This is a genomic window from Teichococcus aerofrigidensis (genome assembly GCF_054073225.1).
On the sequence record NZ_JBSXMU010000014.1, the window covers coordinates 14,094 to 38,913 of the forward strand.

General features: G+C 72.3%; 24 protein-coding genes and 1 pseudogene. 9 read left to right on the top strand and 16 right to left on the bottom strand.

Annotated elements, in window-relative coordinates; translation table 11 throughout:
- Positions 1–34 precede the first annotated feature (34 nt).
- The 4 genes from coxB to ACVMLK_RS05480 form a co-directional block, all read right to left on the bottom strand.
- Entirely contained in the window at positions 35–808 is a 774-nt protein-coding gene (coxB, locus tag ACVMLK_RS05465) for a cytochrome c oxidase subunit II (RefSeq protein ID WP_457485834.1), read from the bottom strand.
- Positions 809–1,250: 442 nt separating this feature from the next.
- Positions 1,251–2,000 (bottom strand): class I SAM-dependent methyltransferase, encoded by a 750-nt coding sequence (locus tag ACVMLK_RS05470; RefSeq protein ID WP_198365751.1) that lies wholly within the window; start codon positions 1,998–2,000, stop codon positions 1,251–1,253.
- 148 nt (positions 2,001–2,148) lie between these two features.
- Positions 2,149–3,015 carry a DMT family transporter gene (locus tag ACVMLK_RS05475; protein WP_198365750.1) on the bottom strand — a complete coding sequence of 289 codons (867 nt, stop codon included), beginning with the start codon at positions 3,013–3,015 and terminating at the stop codon, positions 2,149–2,151.
- A 60-nt stretch (positions 3,016–3,075) separates the two neighbouring features.
- Positions 3,076–3,831 (bottom strand): SIMPL domain-containing protein, encoded by a 756-nt coding sequence (locus ACVMLK_RS05480; RefSeq protein ID WP_457485835.1) that lies wholly within the window; start codon positions 3,829–3,831, stop codon positions 3,076–3,078.
- A gap of 176 nt (positions 3,832–4,007) precedes the next feature.
- Here ACVMLK_RS05480 and ACVMLK_RS05485 point away from each other — a divergent pair, with 176 nt between their 5' ends.
- Together ACVMLK_RS05485 and ACVMLK_RS05490 are read left to right on the top strand one after the other, a co-directional pair.
- A complete protein-coding gene (locus tag ACVMLK_RS05485; protein WP_198365748.1) occupies positions 4,008–4,922 on the top strand; it encodes a LysR family transcriptional regulator in 915 nt (304 codons plus the stop codon).
- A gap of 46 nt (positions 4,923–4,968) precedes the next feature.
- On the top strand, positions 4,969–5,880 hold the full coding sequence (locus ACVMLK_RS05490; protein WP_198365747.1) for an EamA family transporter: 912 nt from the start codon (positions 4,969–4,971) through the stop codon (positions 5,878–5,880).
- Positions 5,881–5,890: 10 nt separating this feature from the next.
- Here the strand turns inward: ACVMLK_RS05490 and ACVMLK_RS05495 are convergent, their stop codons facing one another.
- A complete protein-coding gene (locus ACVMLK_RS05495; protein WP_457485836.1) occupies positions 5,891–6,319 on the bottom strand; it encodes a hypothetical protein in 429 nt (142 codons plus the stop codon).
- A gap of 308 nt (positions 6,320–6,627) precedes the next feature.
- Positions 6,628–7,179: a MerR family transcriptional regulator gene (locus ACVMLK_RS05500; RefSeq protein WP_457485837.1), complete on the bottom strand. Its 552-nt coding sequence runs from the start codon at positions 7,177–7,179 to the stop codon at positions 6,628–6,630.
- 106 nt (positions 7,180–7,285) lie between these two features.
- Here ACVMLK_RS05500 and ACVMLK_RS05505 point away from each other — a divergent pair, with 106 nt between their 5' ends.
- The 6 genes and pseudogenes from ACVMLK_RS05505 to phnE (ACVMLK_RS05530) all read left to right on the top strand — a co-directional run.
- On the top strand, positions 7,286–9,508 hold the full coding sequence (locus tag ACVMLK_RS05505; RefSeq protein ID WP_457485838.1) for a heavy metal translocating P-type ATPase: 2,223 nt from the start codon (positions 7,286–7,288) through the stop codon (positions 9,506–9,508).
- A gap of 157 nt (positions 9,509–9,665) precedes the next feature.
- Positions 9,666–10,502: a phosphonate ABC transporter ATP-binding protein gene (phnC, locus tag ACVMLK_RS05510; RefSeq protein ID WP_198365744.1), complete on the top strand. Its 837-nt coding sequence runs from the start codon at positions 9,666–9,668 to the stop codon at positions 10,500–10,502.
- 55 nt (positions 10,503–10,557) lie between these two features.
- A complete protein-coding gene (phnD, locus tag ACVMLK_RS05515; protein WP_457485839.1) occupies positions 10,558–11,526 on the top strand; it encodes a phosphate/phosphite/phosphonate ABC transporter substrate-binding protein in 969 nt (322 codons plus the stop codon).
- 159 nt (positions 11,527–11,685) lie between these two features.
- Entirely contained in the window at positions 11,686–12,672 is a 987-nt protein-coding gene (gene phnD / locus ACVMLK_RS05520; protein WP_198365742.1) for a phosphate/phosphite/phosphonate ABC transporter substrate-binding protein, read from the top strand.
- 1 nt (position 12,673) lies between these two features.
- Positions 12,674–13,570: a phosphonate ABC transporter, permease protein PhnE gene (gene phnE, locus ACVMLK_RS05525; protein WP_457485840.1), complete on the top strand. Its 897-nt coding sequence runs from the start codon at positions 12,674–12,676 to the stop codon at positions 13,568–13,570.
- 61 nt (positions 13,571–13,631) lie between these two features.
- Positions 13,632–14,375 (top strand): annotated as a pseudogene (phnE, locus tag ACVMLK_RS05530) (phosphonate ABC transporter, permease protein PhnE); the annotation flags it as partial.
- Between the two features lie 195 nt (positions 14,376–14,570).
- On the opposite strand, the gene ACVMLK_RS05535 reads toward phnE (ACVMLK_RS05530), so the two are convergent.
- The 8 genes from ACVMLK_RS05535 to ACVMLK_RS05570 all read right to left on the bottom strand — a co-directional run bounded on the left by ACVMLK_RS05535 (position 14,571) and on the right by ACVMLK_RS05570 (position 21,760).
- Entirely contained in the window at positions 14,571–15,137 is a 567-nt protein-coding gene (locus ACVMLK_RS05535; protein WP_457485850.1) for a GcrA family cell cycle regulator, read from the bottom strand.
- A 167-nt stretch (positions 15,138–15,304) separates the two neighbouring features.
- Positions 15,305–16,306, bottom strand: coding sequence for an acetamidase/formamidase family protein (locus tag ACVMLK_RS05540; protein WP_198365738.1), 1,002 nt, complete (start codon positions 16,304–16,306; stop codon positions 15,305–15,307).
- Between the two features lie 74 nt (positions 16,307–16,380).
- The gene (locus tag ACVMLK_RS05545; protein ID WP_198365737.1) at positions 16,381–18,246 is read right to left on the bottom strand and encodes an ABC transporter ATP-binding protein; all 1,866 of its coding nucleotides are present in this window, start codon (positions 18,244–18,246) and stop codon (positions 16,381–16,383) included.
- Positions 18,247–18,314: 68 nt separating this feature from the next.
- Positions 18,315–19,304 carry a magnesium transporter CorA family protein gene (locus tag ACVMLK_RS05550; protein WP_198365736.1) on the bottom strand — a complete coding sequence of 330 codons (990 nt, stop codon included), beginning with the start codon at positions 19,302–19,304 and terminating at the stop codon, positions 18,315–18,317.
- Between the two features lie 43 nt (positions 19,305–19,347).
- Positions 19,348–20,085, bottom strand: coding sequence for an acireductone synthase (mtnC, locus tag ACVMLK_RS05555; protein WP_422921879.1), 738 nt, complete (start codon positions 20,083–20,085; stop codon positions 19,348–19,350).
- Between the two features lie 2 nt (positions 20,086–20,087).
- Entirely contained in the window at positions 20,088–20,627 is a 540-nt protein-coding gene (locus tag ACVMLK_RS05560) for a 1,2-dihydroxy-3-keto-5-methylthiopentene dioxygenase (protein WP_457485841.1), read from the bottom strand.
- Entirely contained in the window at positions 20,624–21,256 is a 633-nt protein-coding gene (locus tag ACVMLK_RS05565; protein WP_457485842.1) for a methylthioribulose 1-phosphate dehydratase, read from the bottom strand. The genes ACVMLK_RS05560 and ACVMLK_RS05565 overlap by 4 nt, the downstream gene beginning before the upstream one ends.
- Positions 21,257–21,487: 231 nt before the next feature.
- Complete coding sequence (locus ACVMLK_RS05570; protein WP_198366172.1) at positions 21,488–21,760, bottom strand: twin-arginine translocase TatA/TatE family subunit; 273 nt, start codon at positions 21,758–21,760, stop codon at positions 21,488–21,490.
- A 355-nt stretch (positions 21,761–22,115) separates the two neighbouring features.
- On the opposite strand from ACVMLK_RS05570, the gene ACVMLK_RS05575 reads away from it, so the two are divergent.
- Entirely contained in the window at positions 22,116–23,105 is a 990-nt protein-coding gene (locus tag ACVMLK_RS05575) for a TerC family protein (protein WP_198365732.1), read from the top strand.
- Positions 23,106–23,169: 64 nt separating this feature from the next.
- Here the strand turns inward: ACVMLK_RS05575 and ACVMLK_RS05580 are convergent, their stop codons facing one another.
- Complete coding sequence (locus ACVMLK_RS05580; protein WP_232477008.1) at positions 23,170–24,156, bottom strand: Bug family tripartite tricarboxylate transporter substrate binding protein; 987 nt, start codon at positions 24,154–24,156, stop codon at positions 23,170–23,172.
- Between the two features lie 131 nt (positions 24,157–24,287).
- On the bottom strand, positions 24,288–24,806 hold the full coding sequence (locus tag ACVMLK_RS05585) for a CHAP domain-containing protein (RefSeq protein WP_198365731.1): 519 nt from the start codon (positions 24,804–24,806) through the stop codon (positions 24,288–24,290).
- Positions 24,807–24,820 lie beyond the last annotated feature (14 nt).

The following is a 24,820-nucleotide window of genomic DNA, read 5'->3' on the forward strand; positions in this document are numbered from 1 at the left end:
CGTCCCGCTCTCGAACCGTCTCGTGAACGCCGCCTTAGCGGCGCAGCTCCGCAACCAGGGCCTGGCCATCCGCCGGCGCGCCCGCATCGGCCGCGAAGCGCTGCTTGGCGCCGGCGACCCAGGCATCGAACTCCGCCTGCGGCACCGCCTTCACCACGATCGGCATGAACCAGTGGTTCTCGCCGCAGATCTGGTTGCACTGGCCATAGAAGGTGCCGACCTTGTCGGCCCGCATCCAGGTTTCCATGGTGCGGCCCGGGATCGTGTACTTCTGCACGCCGAGGCTCGGCACGAAGAAGCTGTGGATCACGTCCTGGCCGCTGGTGAGGATGCGGATGTTCTTGCCCACCGGCACGACCAGAGGCTCGTCCACCTCCAGCAGGCGCCGCTGGCCCGGCTTCAGGTCGGCCGTCTGCACCGGATAGCTGTCATAGGCGAAGTTGTCGTGGTCCGGGTAGGCGTAGTGCCAGTACCACTGCCGGCCGGTCACGCTGATGGTCAGCTCGGCGTCCCGCGTCCGGTCCTGGTAGTAGATCAGCCGGAAGGACGGAATGGCGATGACGATCAGGATCAGCACCGGCACGACCGTCCAGGCCACCTCCAGCAGGGTATGGTGGCTGGTGCGGGAGGGCACCGGGTTGGCCGAGGCGCGGAAGCGCCAGACCACGTAGGCCAGCAGCGCGCCCACGAAGATCGTGATGGCGACGATGATCCAGAGCACCAGCACGTTGAAGTCGTGGATGGCGTCCTTTAGCGGCCCACCGGCGCGCTGCAGGTCGATGCCCCAGGGCACCGGGGCCCCGATCATCGTATCCGGCGCCACAGTCGCCCCGGGCGCGGTGGCAGCCGGTGCCTGGGCCAGGGCAGGCGCCCCCTGCAGCAAGGAGACAGCCGCCACCCCGAAGGTGGCGGCGAAGCCCGCGAAGCGCGAAACGATCGACCGCCGCATTCCCTATCCCGTCCGCTCTCATCCCTATGCGCCCGCTCTCGTCGGACGCCGGCGCGCAGCGCGCCGAATCGAAGCCGGACCGCACCGCACGGTCCACCCTCCCCTTACCCCACAACCGCAGGGCAGGCATACCGCCGGACCATAGTCGCGCCTCCCCACCATGCACAAGGGAGGGCGGGGCGATGAGCCGGCCAGCGCCGCCGTCGCGGCCCCGTGCCGCGCCTTGAATCCGCCATCTGGAAAAGAGGGAAGCCCGGACCTGCCGCCCGGCCGCGCCCGGGAGCGGGGGGGGCGCCGCCGCTCAGGCCGCGGCGAGCTTGGCGGGATCGGTCAGCGTCGCCGTGGCCGGCTCGGCGTTGCGCAGATGCACCAAGGTGAACAGGCCCGCCGGCGGGCAGGGCTGAATCGCCTCGACCTGGACCGCGTCGCGGTCGAACAGGTCACTGAAGGCGAAGTCGGGGTGCCAGCCAAGCACACGGGAGAGCGGCGCCATGGTGCGCTCGACCCACCAGCGGGGCCCGCCCTCGGCGGCGAAATGGTTGACGAAAAGCAGGTGGCCGCCCGGCCGCACCACACGCTGCATCTCCGCGAAGAGGCGCTTCGCGTCCGGCACGACGCTGGCGGTGAACATGGCCACGGCGATATCGAAGGCCCCGTTCTCGAAGGCCATCGACTCGGCATCCATCTCGAGCAGCCCCTCGACATGCGAGAGGCCCTCCTGCGCGACGCGCTCGCGGGCCTTCAGCAGCATGTCGCGCGAGAGGTCGATGCCCACCACGCGCTTCTCGGGCTTGTAGCGCGGCAGGGCGAGGCCGGTGCCGACACCCACCTCCAGCACGCGCGTGCCGGGAAGGCGGTTGACGGCGGCGACGGCCCTGCGGCGGCCATAGGAGGAGACACCGCCGAACACCGCGTCATAGACCCCCGCCCAGCGGCGATAGGCCTCCCTGACGGAGTTGGCGTCCAGCGCCGCCCGGGGATGATCCCGCAGAACTGCGTCATTCGAGGCGTGAACCGCTGGGTTTCGCGGTGATTCAAGTGTCGTGGCCATTCCCTGTCCTCGCGCCCGACCTCCGCTAGCCCCTCATGACTGCCGGCGCAAGCGCAAGAGTTTCCCCAGACCAGCAACGCCAGGTCACGCCGGGCGGTTGCGCCGCCCCCCATGTCCACTCGTGGGATCCACTCGCGGGCGGCGGATCCTAGCGCCGGCTTTGCGGCAGCGCCACCAATAGCCCGCCCAGCGTGATCACGGCGGCGCCCAGCAGGGTGAAGCGGTCGGGATGGTCGCCGAAGACCAGCATCGAGGCCAGCACGGCCCAGATCAGCTGGGTATAGGTCATCGGGGCCAGCAGGCTGGCCGGGGCGCGGGCGAAGGCGAGCACCAGCAGGGCATGCCCGGCGGCGCCGAAGACGCCCAGGGCCGCGAGGCCGAGCCAGCCCCAGCCCCCCGCCGGCCAGTGCCAGACGAAGGGCTGCGCCAGGGCGCTGGCCAGCGCGGCGGCGATGCCGGTATGCAGGATGGTGGTGCGCGGATCGTCGATGCTGGCCAGCTTGCGGGTCAGGATCTGGTAGACGGCGTAGAGCGCCGCCGTGCCGAGGGGCAGCAGGATCGCCCAGTGCGGCAGCGGCCCGCCGGTCAGGAAGGGCGGCCGCAGCGCCACCGCCACGCCCAGCAGGCCGATGCCGACACCGAGCCAGCGCCGCCGGCCGACCGTCTCCCCCAGCCACAGCGCGGCCAGCGCCACGGTCAGCAGGGGCGAGGCGAAGTTCACCGCCGTGGCATCGGCCAGCGACACCCGCGCCAGGGCCAGCGAGAAGAGGAAGTTGGCCGAGGCCAGGCAGAGGCTCCGCAGCGCCTGCAGCCCCGGTGCCCGCGAGCGCCAGGGCAGCGGCCCGCCGAACAGCCGCATGGCCAGGGCCACGAAGACGAGATGAAAGGCGAAACGCGCGAAAATGAGCTGCGGCACGGCGAAATGCGCGGTCATCAACTTGATGGTCGTGTCCAGCGCCACGAAGAAGGCGATGGCCACGATCTGCAGCGCGAGTCCCGTCAGGATGGGTGACATTCCCGGCCATCATGGCATCGGGAGACGGTCCTGTCAGTCCGGCGCCGTCCGGCACCGGCTTCAGGGACGCAGGATGAATTCGGCGACCGCGGTGGAGGAGACGATCACATCTTCCGGCGCCGTCACCGGGGCCGGCGCGCCCTGGCCGCGCGCCGCCATGGCCATGGCCATCGGGCGCGGCACCGGCGAATCCGGCGCGTCGAGCCGCAGGTTGCGGATGCCGGCGACGCGCAGGCCGAGCTGCGCCGCCACCGCCTCGGCCCGCTGGCGCAGCGCCTCGATCGCCCTCCGGCCGGCCTCCTGCCGCGCCGCGGTCTGCTGCGCGCGGGAGAGTTGCCAGCCCAGCTGGGACATCGCCAGGCCCTGCCCCTGCAGCACCCCGGCCAGTTCCAGCAGGGCGGGGGCATCGCCGCCGCGCAGGTTCAGGGCCTGGGAGGCGGTCCAGTTGCGGTTCTCCTCGTTGCGGCTGGTCCAGTAGCCGCCGGTGGTGGCGCGCACGCCGGCCACCGTCCGCGACTGCGCCAGCGCCTTCTCCATCAGCGTGTTGACCTGCGCCTGCACGGCGGCGGCGCTGGCGCCGCGCGCCTCGGCCCGCAGCGTCGCCCGCACCTCGTCCGGCGCGCGGCCGAGCTCGGCGGTCTCGGAGAGGACCAGCACCGTCTCCGCCGCGCCGGCGCTCTCCGCGCCAGGGTTAGGGCCGGGGCTGGAGCCGGAGCCGGGCGGCGGCACCGTGGCGCCCCCCTGCGCCAGGGCGGGGCCGGCGGCCAGCAGGCCGCACAGCAGCAGGAGGCCGGGACGAAAAATCGGGCGGGTCATGCTGGCGTCTCCCTGGTCATGCGCAAGCCGCCGGTATCGCTTTGGCGGGCGCCCCTGGAAAGCCCCTCTTCCCCCTGGCCCGGCGAAGCTCTGGTCAAGCCCGCGTGTCTGCTCTAGCCCCTGCCCCGGGACGAACATCACGACAGGACGGGCCGCGCCGGCCCCGGAGACGCCCGATGAACCCCGCCGACCGCCTGCCGGACCTGAACCTGCTGCGTCTTTTCGTGGCGCTGGTGGAGGAGCGGCATGTCACCCGCGCCGGGGAGCGGCTCTTCCTCTCGCAGCCGGCCGCCTCGGGCGGGCTGAAGCGGCTGCGCGAGATCTTCCAGGACCCGCTGCTGGTGCGGGAGGGGCAGGAGCTGCGCCTGACCAGCCGCGCCCAGGACCTTCACGCCGTGATCGCGCCGCGGCTCGCCGCCCTGACGGCCGGCATCGCCGCGGCCACGCCCTTCGAGCCCTCGCGCGATGCCCGCAGCTTCCGCATCGGCTGCTCCGACGCCGTGGGCTTCGCCATCCTCCCGCCGCTGATGGCCCGGCTGCGGCAGGAGGCGCCTTTCTGCGGGCTGGCGATCCGCATCGGCGACTTCCGCACCCTGCCCGGCTGGCTCGCGCATGGCGAGATCGACCTGGCCCTCGGCTATCTGGGCGACGAGTTGCCGGCCAATGCGCGCATCCGCGTGCTGCGCCATTCCGGCTGGCTCATCCTGCGCGATCCCGCCACCCCCTCCGTCGCCGGGATCGACGCCTACTGCGCCCGCCCGCACGTGCTGGTCACGCCACGCGGCGACATGAGCGGCTTCGTCGACGCGGTGCTGCGCCAGCAGGGCCGCAGCCGGCGCGTGGTGCTGAGCATCAGCTCCTTCGGCCTCCTCTCCGCCGCCCTGCCCGGCACCGACCTGGTGACCACGGTGCCGGACTTCGTCGGCCAGCGGCTGGCGGCGCGCGCCGGCCTGGCCACGGAAGTGCCGCCCGTGGCGCCCGACATCATCGCCAATTCCATCGCCTGGAGCGATTCGCAGGACCGCGACCCGGCCGAACGCTGGTTCCGCCAGCTGGTCATCGAGACCTTCGAGGGCACCTTCCCCCGCTGATCCCGCTCTCGGCCGGTCCCGCGCCGGCCCCTTCCTGGAACGCCGCATGCCGCTCTGGATCGCCGTCACCCTCTCCGCCGCCCTTCTGCAGACCTGGCGCACCGCGCTCCAGCAGAAGCTGCGCGGCCAGCTTTCCGTGAACGGCGCGGGCGTGGTCCGCTACCTCTACGGCGTGCCGGTCGGGCTGCTCCTGCTGCTGGCCTATGCGGCGGCGACCGGCGCGCTCGGTGCCCTGCCGGCGCCGACCCTGACCTTCCTGGCCTTCGCGGCGCTGGGCGGGCTGACGCAGATCCTCGGCACCAACCTGCTGATCCTCTCCTTCGGCGCGCGCGGCTTCGCCGTCGGCACCGCCTATGCCAAGACCGAGGCGGTGCAGGGCGCGATCCTGGCCCTGGTGCTGCTCGGCGAGCACCTCTCCGCCCTGTCCTGGCTCGGCATCGCCATCGGCGTGGGGGGCGTGCTCTATCTCTCCCTCGCGGGTCGGGAGATGTCGCCGCGCGGGCTGCTGCAGGCGACGCTGCAGCCGGCGGCGCTCTACGGGCTGGGCGCCGGCACCGGCTTCGCCCTCACCGCCGTGCTGATCAAGGCCGCCAATCAGGAGCTGGCGCATCCCGACCCGATCCTGCGCGCGCTGGTCACGCTGGTGGTGGCCAACATCCTGCAGACCGTCATGCAGGGCGGCTGGCTGGCGCTGAAGGAGCCGGAGCAGTTCCGCGCCGTCTTCCGCACCTGGCGCGACAGCCTGCCGGTCGGCGCGCTCTCGGCCTGCGGCTCGGCCTGCTGGTTCGCCGGCTTCGCCCTCGCTCCCGTGGCCATGGTGCGTGCCCTGGGCCAGACCGAGATCCTCTTCACCCTGCTGTTCAGCCGCTTCTATCTGAAGGAGACGCTGAAGCGCGCCGAGGTGATCGGCGCGATGACGGTGGTGGCCGGGGTGGTGCTGGTGCTGCTGGGGCGGTGAGGCCGCCGCCTCAGAAGGGCAGCGGCCGCCGGTCCGGCGCCACCCAGCCGCGCCGCGCGGCGACCGAGAACAGCCGCTCCCGCGTCCAGTAGGCCAGCGGCCAGTCCCTGTCGCCGAGCTCCGAGGCCAGCAGCGCGCGCAGCAGGGCGGCGAGCGGCAGGCCCGGCCGGGCGGCGCGGAAGGCCAGGGCGGCGCGCAGCGAGGCCTGGGTGATGGTCTCGTGGTATCCACCACTGTCACCGTTCGCCACGCCGCAGGCCAGGTTGTAGGCCCGGATCAGCTCCGGCATGTCGCGCGCCGGGCAACGCTCGAGGATCCAGAGGGCGGCGGCGAAGTGCGCCGCGTGGGTCCACTCCGCCCGGGGCAGGCTGCGGTCCAGCAGGCCGCGGCCGATCCGGTCGATCGCGGCCTCGCCGAGCTCAGGATGGCGGAGGGTCATGGCGGGCTCCTGGAAGGTCAGGGGCCGGCGGGGGCGCCGGGCGGCGCATGGGGAAACCCCGCCGGTGCGTGGCGGGGCTGAACGGCGCGGGAGGCCGGGATGGAAGGCGGAGGCTCAGGCCCCCGCCAGCGCTCCTCCGGCATTCCACGCGCGCGCCAGGGCCGCCGGAGAGCGGCCCTGTCGTTGCGCGAGGAGGAGGAAGCGGGACAGCATGGCTGAAGCCTAGCCAGTCCTCGCGCCGTGCCGCAACGATATTCCCCCCTCACCCGCCACGGATGACATCACGGCGAAGGCGGATCGCCGCCCCGCTAGGCCGGCCTCTCCCCTCTCCCATCCGCCGGGTCGGCGGCCTCCCTCCCATGCGCCGGGTCGGCGGCCTCCCTCCCATGCGCCGGGTCGGCGGCCTCCCTCCCATGCGCCGGGTCGGCGCAATGCCCATGCTCGAAGTCGGCCAGCGTCTCGAGGATGCGGCAGTCGGCGGCCGGGCCGCCGGCGCAGGAGGCCGCCATCTGCGTCAGCTCCGCCCGCAGCGCGGCGAGGCGTCGCAGCCGCGAGTCGATCTCCTCGATCTGCGCCAGGGCCAGCGCATGCGCCTCCCTGCAGGCGTCGCGCGGCCGCCCCGCCAGGCCCAGCAGGCCGCGGACGGCCGGCATGCCGAAGCCCAGTTCCCGCGCGTGGCGGATGAAGCCCAGGCGGCGCAGATGATCGTCGCCATAGACGCGATGCCCGCCCTCGCTGCGCGCCGGCGCCGGCAGGAGGCCCTCCTGCTCGTACCAGCGGATGGTGGTCGCCTTCACCCCGGTCCGCCGCGCCAGATCGCCGATGGACCAGCGTGGCGCCGCCCGCCGCACCTCCTGCATGCTCCGCCTCTCCTCAGGCCCGGACCGATCCTCCGGCCGCGGGGGTCTTGAACCTCCAGTCGCTGGAGGTCCCACATCTGGGCAGGGCCTTCTGGAAGGACAAGCGATGGCATCGACGGGCAGGGCCGCGTGGCGGGTGGAGGGGATGGATTGCGCCGGCTGCGTCGCCAAGGTGAAGCGGGCGGTGGAACGCCTGCCCGGGGTCTCGGCGGTCGAGGTCAACCTGATGACCGAGCGGCTCTCCGCCGAGCTGGAGCCGCGGGCCAGCCCCGAGGGCGTGCGGCGGCAGGTCGAGGCGCTCGGCTATCGCGTCTCGCCCCTGCCCGGCGATGCCGCGCCACCGGCGGCGCATCCCGAACATGACCACGGCCATGACCACGCCGGCCATCACCACGGGCATGACCACGCCGGACATGACCATGGGCATGGACACCATCACGACGATCCCGCCGATGCCAACCGCCCCTGGTACGCCACCGGCAAGGCCCGGCTGGTCTTCCTGCTCGGCGCGCTGGTGGCCGGCGCCTGGATCGCCGCGCATCTCCTGCCCGGACTGGCCGGCCCGCTCTATCTCGCCGCCACCCTCGTCGCGCTGATCCCCTTCGGCCGCCGCGCCCTGGCGCTCGCCCGCGCCGGCAGCCCCTTCAGCATCGAGACGCTGATGGTCACCGCCGCCCTCGGGGCCAGCGTGATCGGCGCGGCGGCGGAGGCGGCGATGGTGGTCTTCCTCTTCGCCCTGGGCGAGCTGCTGGAGGGTGTCGCCGCCGGCCGCGCCCGCGCCGGCATCCAGGCGCTGGTCGCGCTGATGCCGCGCGAGGCCCGGCGCGAGGCGGCCGGCGGCGCCGTCGCCACCGTCCCCGCCGCCGGCCTCGCCCCGGGTGACATCGTCCTGGTGCGCCCCGGCGAGCGCATTCCCTGCGACGCCACCATCCTCGAGGGCCGGGCGGCGCTGGACGAAAGCCCGGTGACCGGCGAATCCATCCCCGTGACGCGCGGCCCGGGCGACGCGGTGGTGGCCGGCGCCATCAGCACCGACGGCGCGCTGCGCCTCCGCGTCACCCACGCGGCCGGCGAGAGCACCCTGTCCCGCATCGCCGCCATGGTGGCCGAGGCCAGCGCCAGCCGGGGCCGCACCCAGCGCTTCATCGAGCGCTTCAGCGCCTGGTGGACGCCCGGCGCCATGGCGGTCTCGGCCCTCGTCATCCTGGCGCCGCCGCTGCTGGCCGGCGGCGACTGGGCCACCTGGCTCTACCGGGGCCTCGCCCTGCTGCTGGTGGCCTGTCCCTGCGCCCTGGTCATCTCGGTGCCCGCCGCCATGGCCTCCGGCCTCTCCGCCGGGGCACGGCGCGGGCTGCTGGTCAAGGGCGGCGAGGCGCTGGAGGCGATCGGCGGCGCCCGCACCGTCGCCTTCGACAAGACCGGGACGCTGACCGAGGGGCAGCCGCGCGTCACTGCCCTGCGGCCGGCGGAGGGGGTGGCGGAGGCGGAGCTGCTGCGCCTCGCGGCGGCGGTGGAGAGCGGCTCGGCGCATCCGCTGGCCCGCGCCGTCCTGGCCGAGGCCGCGGCGCGCGGCCTGGTCCCGTCGCCGGCGCGCGAGGCCCGGGCGATCCCCGGCCAGGCCGTGACCGCCGTGGTCGAGGGCCGGCGCCTCGGCCTTGGCAGCCCGGCCTGGGCCGGAGCCGCCATCCTCTCCGCCACTTCCTCCCCCTGGGCCGAGGCCACGCTCCGGCTGGAGGAGGAGGGCCAGACGGTGACGGTGCTGATGGAGGAGGCGCGCGTGCTCGGCCTGATCGCGCTGCGCGACGAGCCGCGGCCGGATGCCGCGGAGGGCCTCGCCGCGCTGCGCCGCCAGGGCCTCGAGGCGGTGATGCTGACGGGCGACAATCCGCGCATCGGCGCCGCCATCGGCGCGGCGCTCGGCGTGGCCGTGCGGGCCGGGCTGCGGCCGGAGGACAAGCTGCGCGAGATCGCCACGCGGCGCGCGGCCGGGCCGGTGCTGATGGTGGGGGACGGCATCAACGACGCCCCGGCGCTCGCCGCCGCCACCGTGGGCATCGCCATGGGCGGCGGCACCGACGTGGCGCTGGAGGCCGCCGATGCGGCGCTGCTGCGCGGCCGCGTCTCGGGCGTCGCCGAGCTGGTGGCGCTGTCCCGCGCGACGCTGGCCAATGTGCGGCAGAACGTGGCGCTCGCGGTGGGCCTGAAGCTGGTCTTCCTGCTGACCACCGTGACCGGCGCGACCGGGCTCTGGGCGGCGATCCTGGCGGATACCGGCGCCACCGTCCTGGTGACGCTCAACGCCCTGCGGCTGCTGCGCTGGCGGCCCTAGAGCATTTGTTTTCGCGGGCATCTTCACCCGATCCGGCGATTCCGCCCGATCGGGATCTGCCCTGGCCGCGGGGGATTCGACATGCGGATGTCATTCCCTTGTCATTCCGCTGTCACGGGTGCCCTCTATACGCCGCCGCATTGCGATAGGGCGACGGATGCTTCAGCTGGAAAACCTCTCGCGCCGCTTCGGCGCCACGGCGGCGGTGCAGGATGTGAGCCTGACGATTCCGGCTGGTCAGATGGTCGGCGTCATCGGCCGCTCGGGCGCCGGCAAGTCCACCCTGCTGCGCATGATCAACCGGCTGACCGAACCCTCCAGCGGCCGCATCCTGCATGACGGCGCCGATGTCACGGCGTTGCGCGGCCAGGCGCTGCGCGACTGGCGCACCCGCTGCGGCATGATCTTCCAGCAGTTCAACCTCGTGCAGCGGCTCGACGTGCTGACCAACGTCCTGGTGGGCCGGCTCAACCACCATCCCGGCCTGCTCGGCACGCTGACCACCCTGTTCAAGCATTTCCCGGCCGAGGAGCGCGCCATGGCGCTCGCCGCGCTGGATCGCTTCGATCTGGCTGACCAGGCGCTGCAGCGCGCCGACACCCTCTCGGGCGGCCAGCAGCAGCGCGTCGCCATCGCGCGCGTGCTGATGCAGGAGCCGCGCCTGATCCTGGCCGACGAGCCGGTGGCCAGCCTGGATCCGCGCAATTCCCGCACCGTCATGGAGGCCCTGCGCGACGTGAACCGGCGCGACGGCATCACCGTGCTCTGCAACCTGCACCACCTCGAGATTGCCCGCGACTATTGCGACCGGATCATCGCCATGCAGGCCGGCCGGGTGATGTTCGACGGGCCGCCCGCCGGCCTCACCGCCGCGAAGCTGCGGGAGATCTACGGCGTGTCCGAGGCCGAGTTCGATGAGCAGAGCCTGATGGAGCCGGCACGCAGGCCGGCGCACGGGCCTGAAACCAGCCAGGCGGCCGCCTTCACCGCCTGAGAGATCCGCGCCGCCTTCCCGCCGGGAAGGCCGGACGCCCCCAAGGAGACCGATGATGATCACGCGTCGCACGCTGGCCGGCCTCGTGGCCGGCACTGCCCTGCTGCCCGCTGCCCTGCGCGCCCAGCAGGCGCCCGTCGCCATGCCCGCCACCGGCGAGCGCCCCTGGGCGAAGGAGGTCCCGCAGATCCGCATCGGCCTGCTCGGCGGCGAGAACGAATCCGACCGCCTGGGCCGCTTCGATGCCTATCGCAAGCTGATCGAGGACACCTTCAAGGTGCCGACCCGCCTCTTCCCGGCGGCCGATTATGCCGGCGTGATGCAGGCCTTCTCGGCCGGGCAGATCGAGGCCTCCTCCATGGGCGCCTCCGGCTATGCCGGCGTCTGGCTCGACACCAATGGCGCGGTGGAGCCGCTGGTGGTGCCGCTGGAGAGCGACGGCTCCTCCTCCTACATCTCGGTGATGGTGACGCGGAAGGATTCCGGCATCACCTCGCTCGAACAGATGAAGGGCCGGTCGCTGGCCTGGGCCGATCCGAACTCGACCTCCGGCTACCTCATCCCGCGGTCGGAGTTGCGCAACGGCGGCATCGACATCAACAGCTTCTTCTCCCGCACCGGCTTCGCCGGCGGGCATGAGCAGGGTGTCGTCGCGGTGCTGCAGAAGCAGTACGACGCCTGCTGCACCTGGGCCTCGGGCATCGGCGACCAGAGCAAGGGCTTCTCCCGCGGCAACCTCCAGGCGATGGTGGAGAAGGGCATGCTGAACATGGCCGACCTCAACCTGATCTGGAAGTCGCGCCCGATCCCGAACGGCCCGCTGGTGGTGCGCAAGGCCCTGCCGGCCGCCTTCAGGGAGGACTTCACCAACTTCCACCTGGCGCTGCCCGACAGCCACCCGAAGATCTACGCCGACATCGAGCGCGGCGGCGGCAAGGGCTATGTCCGCGTCACGCACGAGATGTTCGCGCCGATCGTCCAGCTGCGCCGCGACGAGGCCGCCGAGCGCCGCCGCCGGAGCTGATCCCGCGCGGGGCCGCCGGCCCCTCGCCTCCCCGCGGGGGGCGGGGGGGCCGCGCGGTCCGCGCGCGCCCGCCCGGACGCCATCTGACCTACAACCATCCGCTCGGGCGCCCTTCCGATCCTTCCTCCATCCTCCGGGGCGCCGCAGCGGAGCCGAGACATGCAGCCCAGCCGACGCCACCTCACCGCCCTCGCCGCCGCCGCGCTGCTGGCCTCGCCCCGCTCCGCGCGGGCGCAGCGGAGGAGCGCGGATGGCGATGTCGCCTTCCCCGCCCCCGGCCGCCGGCCCTGGGCCGGGCAGGTGCCACGCCTCGGCATCGCGCTGATGGGCGGCGAGAACGAGGTGGACCGCCTGGCGCGCTTCGACGGCTACCGCGCGCTGATGGAGGCGACCTTCGGCGTGCCGGTGCGGGTCTATCCCTCGGGCGACTATGCCGGTGTCATGCAGGCCTTCGCGGCGGGACAGGTGGAGATCGCCTCGCTCGGCGCCTCCGCCTATGCCGGCGCCTGGCTCGACACGAAGGGCGGCGTCGAGCCGCTGGTGGTGCCGGAGCAGGAGGACGGCTCCATTGGCTATCTCGCCGTGATGGTGGCGCGGGCCGATGCCGGCATCCAGGACCTCGCCGGCATGCGGGGCCGCTCGCTCGCCTGGGCCGATCCGAATTCCGCCAGCGGCTACCTGCTGCCGCGCGCCGCGCTGCGCCGCCAGGGCATCGATATCGACCGCTATTTCTCCCGCACCGGCTTCGCCGGCGGGCACGAGCAGGCCGTCGTCGCCGTGCTGCAGAAGCAGTATGACGCCTGCTGCACCTGGGCCTCGGGCCAGGGCGACGCGGCGCGCGGCTTCACCCGCGGCAATCTCCGCGCCATGGTGGACAAGGGCATGCTCGACATGCGCGACGTCCGCCTCATCTGGCGCTCCGAGCCGATCGCCACCGGGCCGATCACCGTCCGCGCCGACCTGCCGGACGCGCTGAAGCGCGACCTGCTGCAATTCTTCCTCGCCCTGCCCCGCGCGCATCCCGAGATCTACCGCCAGATCAGCCGTGGCGAGGGCACCGGCTACCGCGAGGCGCGGCACGCCGACTACCAGCTCTTCATCGACCTCAGACAGGAGGAGGCGGCGGCCCGGCGCCGCCGCGGATAGCATGCACGCCATCGCCGCTCATCTGCCGGCGGTGCGACGCGGGGAGGAGGCCTATCGTGACCTCCGCCGCCAGCGCCGCGTCCGGACCGCCCTCGGCCTCGCCCTTCTCCTCGCCGGCCTGCTGGCGGCGGGCTGGATGAGCGAGTTCCATCCCGCCACCCTGCTCGCCGGCCTGCCGCGCATCGGCGAGTATTTCGGCCGCATCCTGCCCACGCTGCGCTGGGACGCGCTGTTCTCCGGCGTGGAGACGGAGGGCAGCCTGGCCTTCTGGTTCTACCGCCTCGACACCTGGGCGCTGCTGCTGCTGCAGACGGCGCAGATGGCGGCCCTGGCGACGCTCTCCGGCGCCGCGGTGGCGCTGCTGCTGGCCTTCCCGGCGGCGCGCAACATCGCGCCCAACGCCTGGGCGCACCAGATCACCCGGCGCGGGCTGGAGGCGACGCGCACCATCCCCGAGATCGTCTACGCGTTGATCTTCGTCTGGGCCTTCGGCGTCGGGCCCCTGGCCGGCATCCTGGCGATCGCCATCCACACCGCCGGCGCACTGGGCAAGCTGTTCTCGGAGGTGATCGAGAACACCGAGATGCAGGCCTGGGACGGGCTGCGCGCCTCCGGCGCCAACTGGGCCCAGGCCTGCCGCTACGCCGTGCTGCCGCAGGTCGCGCCGAACCTCGTCAGCTACGCGCTGCTGCGCTTCGAGATCAATGTGCGCGGCGCCAGCGTCATCGGCTTCGTCGGCGCCGGCGGCATCGGGCAGGAGCTCTATCAGGTGATCGCCTTCAACTACTACGAGGAGATCAGCGCCATCGTGCTGCTCATCGTCCTCACCGTCATGCTGATCGACCTGGTCTCCGAGCGGCTCCGCCACCACCTCATCGATACCGCGGGAGAGCGCTGAGATGTCCGCCTCGATCGCCGACTGGAAACGCAGCCACCCCCGCGCCTTCGGGCCGACGCCGATGGGCCGGACGCTGCGCTGGGCGGGCGGCGCCGCCTTCCTGGCCTGGCTCGCCTGGAGCCTCTGGCTGTTCGACATCACGCCCGCGCGGCTGTGGAACGGCCTGTCCGGCCTCTTCACCATCCTGCGGCTGATGGTGCCGCCGAGCCCCGGCGAGCTCTGGCTCGACATCCTGAAGGGCATGGCGGAAAGCGTCGCCATGGCCTTCCTCGGCACCGTCCTGGCCGCGCTGGTCGCCGTGCCGCTCGGCTTCCTCGGCGCGCGCAACGTCATCACCGTGACCCTGCTGCGCTTCTCGCTGCGCCGTGTCTTCGACGGCATCCGCGGCGTCGATCAGCTGATCTGGGCGCTGGCCTATGTGCGCGCCGTGGGCCTCGGCCCGCTGGCCGGCGTGCTGGCCATCTTCACCAGCGACCTCGCCGTGCTGGCCAAGCTCTACGCCGAGGCGATCGAGAATGCCGAGAAGCGGCAGAGCGAGGGCGTCATCGCCGCCGGCGGCGGGCGGCTGCATGCCCTGCGCTATGGCGTGCTGCCGCAGGTGCTGCCGGTGATGCTGGCGCAGGCGCTCTACTTCTTCGAGAGCAACACCCGCTCGGCGGCCATCCTCGGCGTGGTCGGCGCCGGCGGCATCGGCCTGCAGATCGCCGAGCGCATTAAGGTGCGGCACTGGGACGAGGTGGCCTTCATCATCATCCTGATGGTGCTGACCGTCGCCGCCATCGATGCGCTCTCCGGCATGGTGCGGCGCCGGCTGATCGGCCGGCGCGGGGCGGGCGGGGGGGGGGCCCCCCCAGCGAGGCGCCCCCCGGCTGGGGGCGGCGCGGGCGGCGCGCCCGGCGCGAGGCGGCGGTGGGCTGAGCCCGCCCGCCCCGGAACGGCGAAGGGCCCGGGAGGACGGCTCCCGGGCCCTTCGCGCATCCTCTCCCAGGGTGGGCTCGCGTCAGGCGGCATCCTCACGGCGGTCGCGCGCCTTCACATAGGCGACGGCGGCATGCTCGGGGCAATAGGGCTTCCCGGGGATGGCCTCGGCCGTGCAGAAGCGGAACTCCGGCGTGCCCGGCTCGCCGATGGGCCAGCAGCAGCTGCGGCCGCCGCTGCGCTGGAAGGGCCGCACGACCGCGGTGGCGGGAGCCGGCACCGCGCGGCGCGGCGGGGCGGCACGGGGCACCGCCAGTTCCGGTGCGGCCACCAGCGGGCGGGTGGCCGGGGCCAGGGTGGTCGTCGCCATGAGAGGCGTGGGAGCGGGGGGCGGCGCGGGCGGCGGCGGCGCGGGCCTTTCGGCCACGGCCGGCTGCACCGGCGCGGCCGCGACAACCTGGGAGCGCGCCGGGGAGGCTTCCGTCGCCTCGCGGCGGATCGGGCTCGGGCGCGCCGGCAGGTTCAGGCGATGCGCCTTGCCGACCACGGCATTCTTGGAGATCCCCATCCGCCGGCCGATCTCGGCCGTCGAATGGCCCTCCGCCCAAAGGGCGCGCAAGGCATCGATCGCTTCCGCTGTCCAGTCCATTACCGGCCTCCTACTACCAGATACGGTAGTGAAACCCAGGGGGGCGGCACAAGATGCGGATTGGCGAACGACTCCGAAAACTTGTGGAAAACCACGCGCGCAAGTGAAAAGGCGCCAATCCCGACGATGTTATCCCGTCGCCGGCGCCAGAAATCGCGCCCGCACGATCAGAACAGGAGGCCTTTGCGCAGAAGTCCATGCACGCCTTTCTCCCCATTTACTGTCTGAGTGACGTGAAAATCGACAGCCAGGGAGCAAAATTGATACGCATCGGCCGCACTTAGGCGACTGCGGGAGGTAATGAAGGCGATCATCTCGCGCAAGGCCTGCTTCATCGCCAGATCCAGATCCTCATGGATGCCCATGCTGATGAAATGCGTCGGCGTCTCGGCGCGCGGGAAGCCCAGGACCGGGGCCCGCTGCCCGCCCCCCTTCAGCAGGGAGAGCCGGAAATGCCCCGTCAGGCACATCTCCAGGGCCGTCACGCAGACCTCGCCATCGCCCTGCACGCCGTGGCCGTCACCGGCGCTGAACAGCGCGCCCGGGCGGTGCACCGGCAGGTAGAGGGTGCTGCCCGCCACCAGTTCCTTGTTGTCCAGGTTGCCGCCATGCGCGCGCGGCTCCTTGGTCGAGATCTGCCCCCATTCGCCCGGCGGCGCCACGCCCATGACGCCGAAGAAGGGCGAGAGCGGCAGGGTCAGGCCGCCCTGCCCCGCGGCATCCGGCTCGGGCCCGAAGGGAAGGCGGCAGGTCATCGCGGCGCGGTCCACCGGGATGTGCACCAGGCGGCGATAGGGGAAGTCCTCCGGCAGGGTGCCGACCAGCGGCCGGAAGTGGTTGTAGCCCCAGTCCGCGCCCAGCTCGATCGCCTCGATGTCGATACGCAGGCAATCGCCCGGCTCGGCGCCCTCCACCGCCACCGGCCCGGTGACGAGGTGCGGACCGAGGCGCGGCAGGCGGCCCTCCGCCACCGCCGCGTGGATCGCCCGCAGCGCCGGCGGGATCTCCAGGCCGCTCCGCGCGGGCGGCATCACCTCGGCCGGGCCGGAGACGCATTGCATGACGACCAGATCGCCCGAGGCGACGGTCAGCACCGGCGCGAAGGCGGCATCGAAGGCGCCGAAGCGGACCGTCTCCGGACTGGCGTCGAGATGATGGGTGGCGGGCATGGCGGGGCTCCTCTGCGGCACCGCAGCTTCCGGGCGGGCCGCCTCGCGGTCAACCGGCCTCGGGCCCGTAAAGACTACCCCTCCAGGAAGCCGCCCGACTGGCGCTTCCACAGCCGGGCATAGGCACCGTCCCGGGCCAGCAGTTCGTCGTGGCTGCCCTGCTCGACCACGCGCCCCTCCTCCAGCACCACCAGCCTGTCCATGCTGGCCAGCGTGGACAGGCGATGGGCGATGGCGATCACCGTCTTGCCCGCCATGAGCCGCGCCAGCTGGCCCTGGATCGCCGCCTCCACCTCGGAATCGAGGGCGCTGGTGGCCTCGTCCAGCACCAGGATCGGCGCATCCTTGAGCAGCACGCGGGCGATGGCCACGCGCTGCCGCTGCCCGCCCGAGAGCTTCACGCCGCGCTCGCCGGCATGCGCGTCGTAGCCGCTGCGGCCCCGCCAGTCGCGCAGGTCGCGGATGAAGCCGTCCGCCTCGGCCAGGCGCGCCGCGGCCTCCACCTCGGCCTGGCTGGCGCGCGGCCGGCCGTAGCGGATGTTGTCGCGGATCGAGCGGTGCAGCAGGGCGGTGTCCTGCGTCACCACGCCGATGGCGCCGCGCAGGCTCTCCTGCGTGACGCCGGCGATGTCCTGCCCGTCGATCAGGATGCGCCCGCCCTCGGGCGCGAAGAAGCGCAGCAGCAGATTGATCGCCGTCGTCTTGCCGGCGCCGGAATGCCCGACCAGCCCGACCCGCTCGCCGGCCCGCACCGTCAGATCGAAGTCGCGCAGCACGCCGCGCGTGCCGCCATAGGCGAAGCGCACATGCTCGAAGCGGATCTCGCCCCGCGCCACCACGAGCGGCCGCGCATCGGGCGCGTCGGCGGCGGTGGGCGGCACCGCGATGCTGCCGCTCGCCTCCTGCACCACGCCCAGGTTCTCGAAGATGCCGGCGACGTTGAAGGCGACCCAGCCGGAGATATTGGCGATCTGCCAGGCCATGGGCAGCGCCGCCGCCACCAGCCCCACGGTGATGACGCCGCGGTCCCACAGCGTCAGCGCGATCGCCGCCATGGCCACCAGCATGGCGGCGTTCAGGCTGGAGAGCAGCAGGCCGTTCAGGGTGATCAGCCGCATCTGGCGCTGGAAGGCGGCGTTCAGCCCGAGCACGCCCTCGCGCACGAAGGCGTCCTCGTCCTCGGCGCGGGCGAAGAGCTTCAGGGTCAGGATATTGGTGTAGCTGTCGACGATGCGGCCGGTGAGCAGGCTGCGCTGCTCGGAGGCCGCCCTGGCGCGGTCGCGCAGGCGCGGCACGATGAAGCGCAGCAGGGCGCAATAGGCGGCGAACCAGACCAGGATCGGCAGCGCCAGCCAGAGGTCGGCGGTGGCCAGGTAGATCACCGCGCCGGTCCCGTAGACCAGGATGTACCAGACCGCGTTGACCGACTGCACCACGCTCTCCCGCAGCGCCGGCCCGGCCTGCATGACGCGGTTGGCGATGCGGCCGGCGAAATCCTCCTGGAAGAAGGCCCAGCCCTGGCGCACCACGTGCCAGTGGCTCTGCCAGCGGATCATGCTGGTGACGCCGGCATTGATCGCCATCTGCCCGACCAGGTTCTGCGCCAGGATGGCCAGCGGCCGGCCGATCAGCAGCACGGCCGCCATGCCGAGCAGCGCGGGCCAGCTTTCCGCGAAGAGCCGCCCCGGCTCGTGCTCCGCCAGAAGGCCCACGACGCGGCCGATGAAGACCGGGATCAGCGCGTCGAGCAGCGCCACCGCCAGGCCGGCCCCGAAGAGAAGGGCGAAGAGCAGACGCGCCTGGCGGACGAAGTACCAGTAGAAGCCGAGCAGCCCGGGCGGCGGCGGCGCCTCCGGCACCGGCGTGCCGAGCCAGCGGCTGGCGGGCGCCCCGGGAGGCGCCACGGGGTCGATGAAGCGCTCGAAGGGATTCGCGACCATGCAGCGAGGCAGGACCGGGCCGCCCCTCCTGTCAAGCCGGCGGAGGATGACGCTTCGGCGACGCCGCGTCAGAGCCAGCCCTTGCGCTTGAAGTAGAACACCGGCAGCAGCGCGCTGATGATCATGATCAGCAGGGCCAGCGGATAGCCGAAGGCCAGCTTCAGCTCGGGCATCTCGGCGAAGTTCATGCCGTAGATGCTGGCGACCAGCGTCGGCGGCATCAGCGCCACGCTGGCCACGGTGAAGGTCTTGATGATGCCGTTCTGGTCGATGTTGATGATGCCGAGCACCGCATCGAGCAGGAAGTTGGCCTTGTTGTTCTGGAAGCCGGCGTGCTCGATCAGCGAGCGGACGTCGCGCATCAGCGTCTTGATGCCGACCCGGTTCTCCTTGCGCACGGCCGAGGATTTCTCGGCGCCGACGAAGGTCAGGATGCGCGAGAGGCCGAGCAGGGTCTCGTTGGCGCGGCTGGTGACCTCGCCCACCTGGCCGAGCGCGATCAGCACGTCCTTCAGCACCGCGTCGCGCGCCTTGACCTTCACGCGCTGCGCGCTGTTGGCATTGCGGAAGGCGGCCTTGCTGGCCCGGTCCATGTCGGCGCCGATCCGCTCCAGCACATCGGCCAGGCGGTCGACCACCTGCTCGAACAGATGGATCATCACGCTGTCCGGGCTGGCCAGCAGCGCCGGCGCGCGCAGCACCCGGTTGGCGAACAAGGTGAAGGCCTTGGGCGTGGCATAGCGCACGGTGACCAGATTGCTCTCCGCCAGCACGAAGCTGATGGCGGTCGAGCCATATTCCCCCTCGTCCACGCCATAGAGGAAGTTGGCGGTGAGGAAGAGGGCCTCCCCCTCCTTGTAGAGGCGCGAGGAGCTCTCGATCTCCTGCATCTCCTCACGCGTCGGGATCTCGAGGTCGAGGGCGGCCTGCACGGCCTGCTCCTCCTCCGGCGTCGGCGAGAGCAGGTCGATCCAGACCGCGGCGCGCAACGCCGCCGGCTCCGGAATGCCCTCGCGCCGCACGGCGCGTCCCTCCAGCACGGTGTAGATGGTCATCATGCCGGGGAAGGCTCCCGCCCGAGGGCTTGCTGAAGGGCTGCGGTCAGGCGGCTTCGCCGGTCAGGTGGCGCGGCACCGGCAGGCCGAAAAGGCCGGCGACGCCGGGGAAGTCGGGCGCCTCGGCGTGGCGGCCGCTGGGCCGGGTGCCGTCCCGCGGCCGCACCAGCTGGCAGGTGGCGAAACCCGCCGTCGCCGCCGCGTCCAGTTCCTCGGCCACATCCGAGAGGAACAGGATCTCGCCCGGCGGCATCTGCAACCGCTGGGCGATGGCGGCGTAGCTCGCGGCCTCCCGCTTGCCCCCCACGGCGGTGTCGAACAGGCCGTTGAGCAGCGGCATCAGATCGCCGGCGACGGAATGGGCGAAGAGCAGCTTCTGCGCCGCCACCGATCCGGAGGAATAGACGTTGAGCAGGATGCCCGCCCGCGCCCAGGCCCGCAGGCAGGGCGCCACATCCGGCCAGAGATGGCCCTGGATCTCGCCGTCCAGGTAGCCTTGCCGCCAGATCATCCCCTGCAGCGTCTTGAGCGGGGCGACCTTGGCGTCCTCGGCCATCCAGCGGCGCAGCGCGGCGCGCACCGGCTCGCCCGGCGCGGCGGCCCGGGCGGCGGCGGCGAGCGCGGCCGCCACCTCCGGCTCGCCCTCCTGCGCGTCCAGGAAGGCGTCGAGCCGGGCCTCGGCATAGGGGAACAGCGTCTCCTTGACGAAGGCGATGGCGCTGGTGGTGCCCTCGATATCGGTCAGGACGGCCGAGACCGGGCCATGTGGCAGGACGGCGGTCATGCTCAACCGGTCACGGCGGGAAAGCGCTCGGCGATGTCGGCGCCGGTGTAGTGGGGCGTCCAGCCGGTGGTGTCGGTGAAGATCCGCAGCGCCGTGACATGCGGCTCGGTGCCGGCGTCGAACCAGTGCCGGGTGTTGGCCGGCACGCTGATCAGGTCGCCCCGGGTGCAATGGGCGTCATAGACCTTGCCGTCGACATGCATGATGAAGTTGCCGCTGCCCTCGTGGAAGAAGCGGACCTCGTCCTCGGTGTGGATATGCTCCGAGAGGAACTTGCTGCGCAGCGCCTCCTTCTGCGGATGGTCGGTGGTGAGCCGGATGACATCCGCCGTGCCCGCGCCGGTGCCGGCCATGAGGGCGTCGAGCTGCGGGCGATAGGCCTCCAGCACGGCCTCGGCCGAGGCGCCCTCCGGCAGCGGCGCCACCTCCCAGCGCTCGAAGCGGACGTGGATCGGGGCCAGTGCCGCCGCGATCTCGGCCGGATCGCTGGAGCGCAGGAGCTCGGCGCTGGTCTCGGCATCCTTGATGGTCAACAGGCTCATCGGACCCTCCGGGCTTGCAGTTCGCACTCAAGCATGAATTCGAGCGCCTCCAGCCGCGCCAGAGCCGCCTCCATGCCGTCCGCCCATACATAGACGCCGTGCCCGCGGATCAAATAGCCCGGCGGAATGGCGGCGGCGATTCCCGAGAGGCGATCCCACCGCGCCTCCACCGCCCGCTGCAGCCGCGCGATGTCCTGGTCGTTGTCCAGGACCGGCAGCTCGACCGCGGCGTCATGGGTGGAGAGGCCGGGGAAGGCCTTCAGCAGTTCGTAGCCCTCCAGCCGGATCGCCGCTCCGGCCTGGCGCGACAGCACCGTGGCGGCGATGGAATGGCCGTGCAGCGCGGCCCCGGCCTCGGGAAAGCGGCGGTAGAGGCCGCAATGCAGCAGGGTCTCGGCCGAGGGCCGGAGCGTCGGGTCCTCCGCGGCGCCATCCAGGCCGACCACCATGACCGCGTCCGGCGTGAGGAAGCCCTTGTGGAAGCCCGAGCGCGTCACCGCGACCCGCTCCCCCTCCAGCCGGACGGAGAGATTGCCGGCCGTGGCGGGCACCCAGTTGCGGCTGTCCATGCGCCGGCCGGCGCGGAGGATATCCTGGACGACGCTCTCGGAAGGGGCGGAGACGGGCATCGGGCATGGGCTCCCGGAGTCGGCTGCGATCGGGATCGGGCACGGCGCCGCATACAGCGGCGAAGCCTGCCGGAGGATGGCGGAGGAATGACGTTTTCGGGATATCCGGCGCCTTCCGGACAGGCGGCAGGCGGCCGGAAAAGCCCAAGGGCCAGGCCGGAGGGCATCCGTGCCTGGCCCCGCGATCGGGCCTCGTGCCGCCGGTGGGGGCGGGCCGCCCCCGCCCCGGGATCAGGCGGCGGGGTGCGAGGAGTTGGAGGTGTTCGGCTCGGTGCTGGTGTTGCGCGCCTGGTTCACACCGGGGCCCGAGAGGTTGCCGGCCGGCCGGGAGGGCGCATCGGCGGCCATGGAGGCATCCTTGTCGTCATCCTCCTTCATGTTCTGCTTGAAGGACTTGATGCCCTTCGCGAGGTCGCCCATCAGACCGCTGATCTTGCCGCCGCCGAACAGCAGCAGGATGACGAGCAGCACAACGAGCCAGTGCCAGATGCTGAAGGAACCCATAGCCACGCCTCGATCCATTTGGGCGGCCACCGACCTGAAGGGATGCTCCCCGCCGGCCTGACCGCGTCTCCTCAGTGTCCGACAGTAGTGTCGGCACCGGCCTCACGCAAACCGGGAGATGGCGTGATTCGCGCCGGGAAACAACTGCGGAAACAAATCAGGCTTGCCTTGAGGTGAATTTTCCTTCATCCATGGAGACGGATCCGGGCCCCTCTGGCGACCTGGCGGCGAACAGCCGCCTTCGCGATGTCGGATCGACTTCTCGCGCAATCGGGCCCGGACGCGCATCTTCCCTTGTGACCGCGGATAATCTGCGGCCGCCGGACGGGCCCCCTTTCCTGAGGAGCCGTCCCACGTGGAAGCTTCAATCTGGTTCTGGGTGATCTTCAACGCCGCCGTGCTCGGGCTTCTGGCGCTCGACCTCGGCCTGTTCGCCCGCAAGGACGCCAATGGCGACCCCGCCCCGGTGCCGGTCCGCACCGCCCTGATCAAGTCGGCCGCCTATATCGGGCTGGCCCTGCTGTTCTTCGGCTGGCTCTGGATGAGCTATGGCGCGACGCCGGAGGAGCGCAGCACCAAGGCGCTGGAATTCCTCACCGGCTATGTCATCGAGTGGTCGCTCTCGGTCGATAACATCTTCGTCTTCGTCCTGCTCTTCGCCAAGTTCGGCGTGCCGCCGGCCTATCAGCACCGGGTGCTGTTCTGGGGCATCCTGGGCGCGCTGGTGATGCGCGGCGTGATGATCCTGGTGGGCACCGCGCTGATGCGCGAGTTCGACTGGATCATGGTGCTCTTCGGCCTGTTCCTGATCTGGAGCGGCTGGAAGATGCTGCGCGCGGCCGATGAGGAGCCCGATCCCACGGAGAGCCCGGTCCTCGCCTGGCTGCGCCGCCGCCTGCCGGTGACGGAAGGCTTCCGCGGCAAGGCCTTCACCGTGCGCGAGGGCGGCAAGCTGATGGTCACGCCGCTGCTGCTGGTGCTGATCCTGGTCGAGCTGACGGACCTGCTCTTCGCCCTCGACAGCATCCCGGCGATCTTCGCCGTCTCGACCGACCCCTTCATCGTCTACACGGCCAATGTCTTCGCCATCCTCGGCCTGCGCGCCATGTACTTCGCGCTGGCCGGCGTCATCCACCGCTTCCACTACCTCAAGCACGGGCTGTCGATCGTGCTGATGATCGTCGGCGCCAAGATGCTGGCCAACTGGTTCGCCGGCGGCAAGGCGGTGCCGGTGGAATATGCCCTGATGGCGACGGCGGGCATCATCGCCGGCTCGGTGGCGCTGTCGCTGTGGAAGACCCGCGGCCAGAAGGCCCCGGAATACCCGGCCGAGCGCACGCACTGAGCGGCCCGCGGGAGGGGGTCCGCCCCCTCCCCGACGGGCGCCCCGATGGGCGCCCGGAGCGGCTTCAGCCCTCCAGGCTCAGGCCGAGATCGCGGATCAGCCCGCCCCAGCGGGCCGCCTCCGCGGCGACATAGGCGGCCGCCTCCTCCGGCGTCCCCGCCACCACCTCGAAGGCGGCCGCCTCCATGACCTGCCGGGCCCGCTCGGTGGAGAGGGCGCGGCGGGCCTCCCGCGCCAGCAGCGCGACCCGCTCGGCCGGCGTCCCCGTCGGCGCGATCATCACCTGCCATCCGTAGGAGACCGCGCCGTCCAGCCCGAGCTCGACCAGCGTCGGCACCTCGGGAAGCTGCGGCATGCGCGCCTCGGTCGTCACCGCCAAAGCGCGGGCGGTGCCCTCGCGGAGCTGCGGCAGGATGGCCGCCGCGGTCACCACCATGGCGCTGATGCGCCCGGCCGTCAGGTCGAGCACGGCGGGCGGGAAGCCGCGATAGGGCACGTGCTCCAGCGTCAGGCCGAGCCGGCCCTTGATGTCCTCCATGGCCAGATGCCCGCCCGAACCGGCGCCGACCGAGCCGAAGGTGAGCTTTCCGGGATTGGCCCTGGCATGGGCGACGAAGCCGGCGAAATCCGTCACCGGGAGATCCCGGTTCACCGCCAGGACCTGGCCGCCCCGCACCAGCAGCGAGATCATCGCCAGGTCCTTCTGCGGGTCGTAGGGCAGGCCGCGGTAGAGCGCGGGCGCGGTGGAGAGCGGGCCGTTGATCGAGAGCCCGAGGGTCAGCCCGTCCGTCGCCTTGGCGACCGTGTCGGTGCCGATATTGCCGCCCGCGCCGGCCTTGTTCTCCACCACCACCGGCTGCCCCAGCACATCGGCTAGGTGCTGCGCCACCAGCCGGCCCGTCAGGTCCGGCGAGGAGCCGCCGGGAAAGGGGACGATGAAGCGCACCGGCCGGTCGGGCCAGCCGGACTGCGCCCGCGCCATCGGGAATGAGGCCAGCGAGGCGGCCGAGGCGGCGGTGCCCAGGGCGAGGAGGGAACGGCGGCGCGGCATGGGAATGATCTCTCCGGTGGAACGGTCGTCGCACCGCTTGCAGCATGGTCCCGCCCCAGCGTCCAGCCGGATCGGCGCGGGGCGCCCCTGCGCGGGCCGCCGCCCTCCCCCATCACCCTGGGGCCCGCGCCTCAGCGCGCCGCCCAGGCGCCGGCGGGATGGATGAAGCCGGCGGCGGGATAGCTGGTGACGCCGTAGCCGTCGGCCGGCGGATACCAGACCCGGACCAGGGACCAGTCATTCGCCGCCGAGACGTCGCGCACCGGTTGGTCGCGCATGATGCGGCCCTTCAGCCGGCCGCTGGCCCAGTTGGCGTGGTCCACCCGGATCTCCCGCGCCGAGAGGACGCGGCTGACCACCGCCAGATGCCCGTCCCGCAGCCGGGCCGAGCGGTCGATCACCAGGATGCTGCCCGGCCGCGGGGCCCGGCCGCGCCCGTAGCGCCCTGCGGCCGCCCCCCACCACTCCCAGGCATCGCCGCGCAGGTCGATGCCGGAGCGCGCCCGGGCATAGGGCACGCAGGTGACCGGCTCGCGCAGCGCCGCCGCGCCCAGCACCGGGCCGGAAGGGGAACCGCCGCAGGCCATGAGCAGGAGAGGCAGGATGAGCGGCCAGAGCCGGCGGAGGCCGGGACGGCGCCTGTCAGCCATCGCGCGGGCCGCCT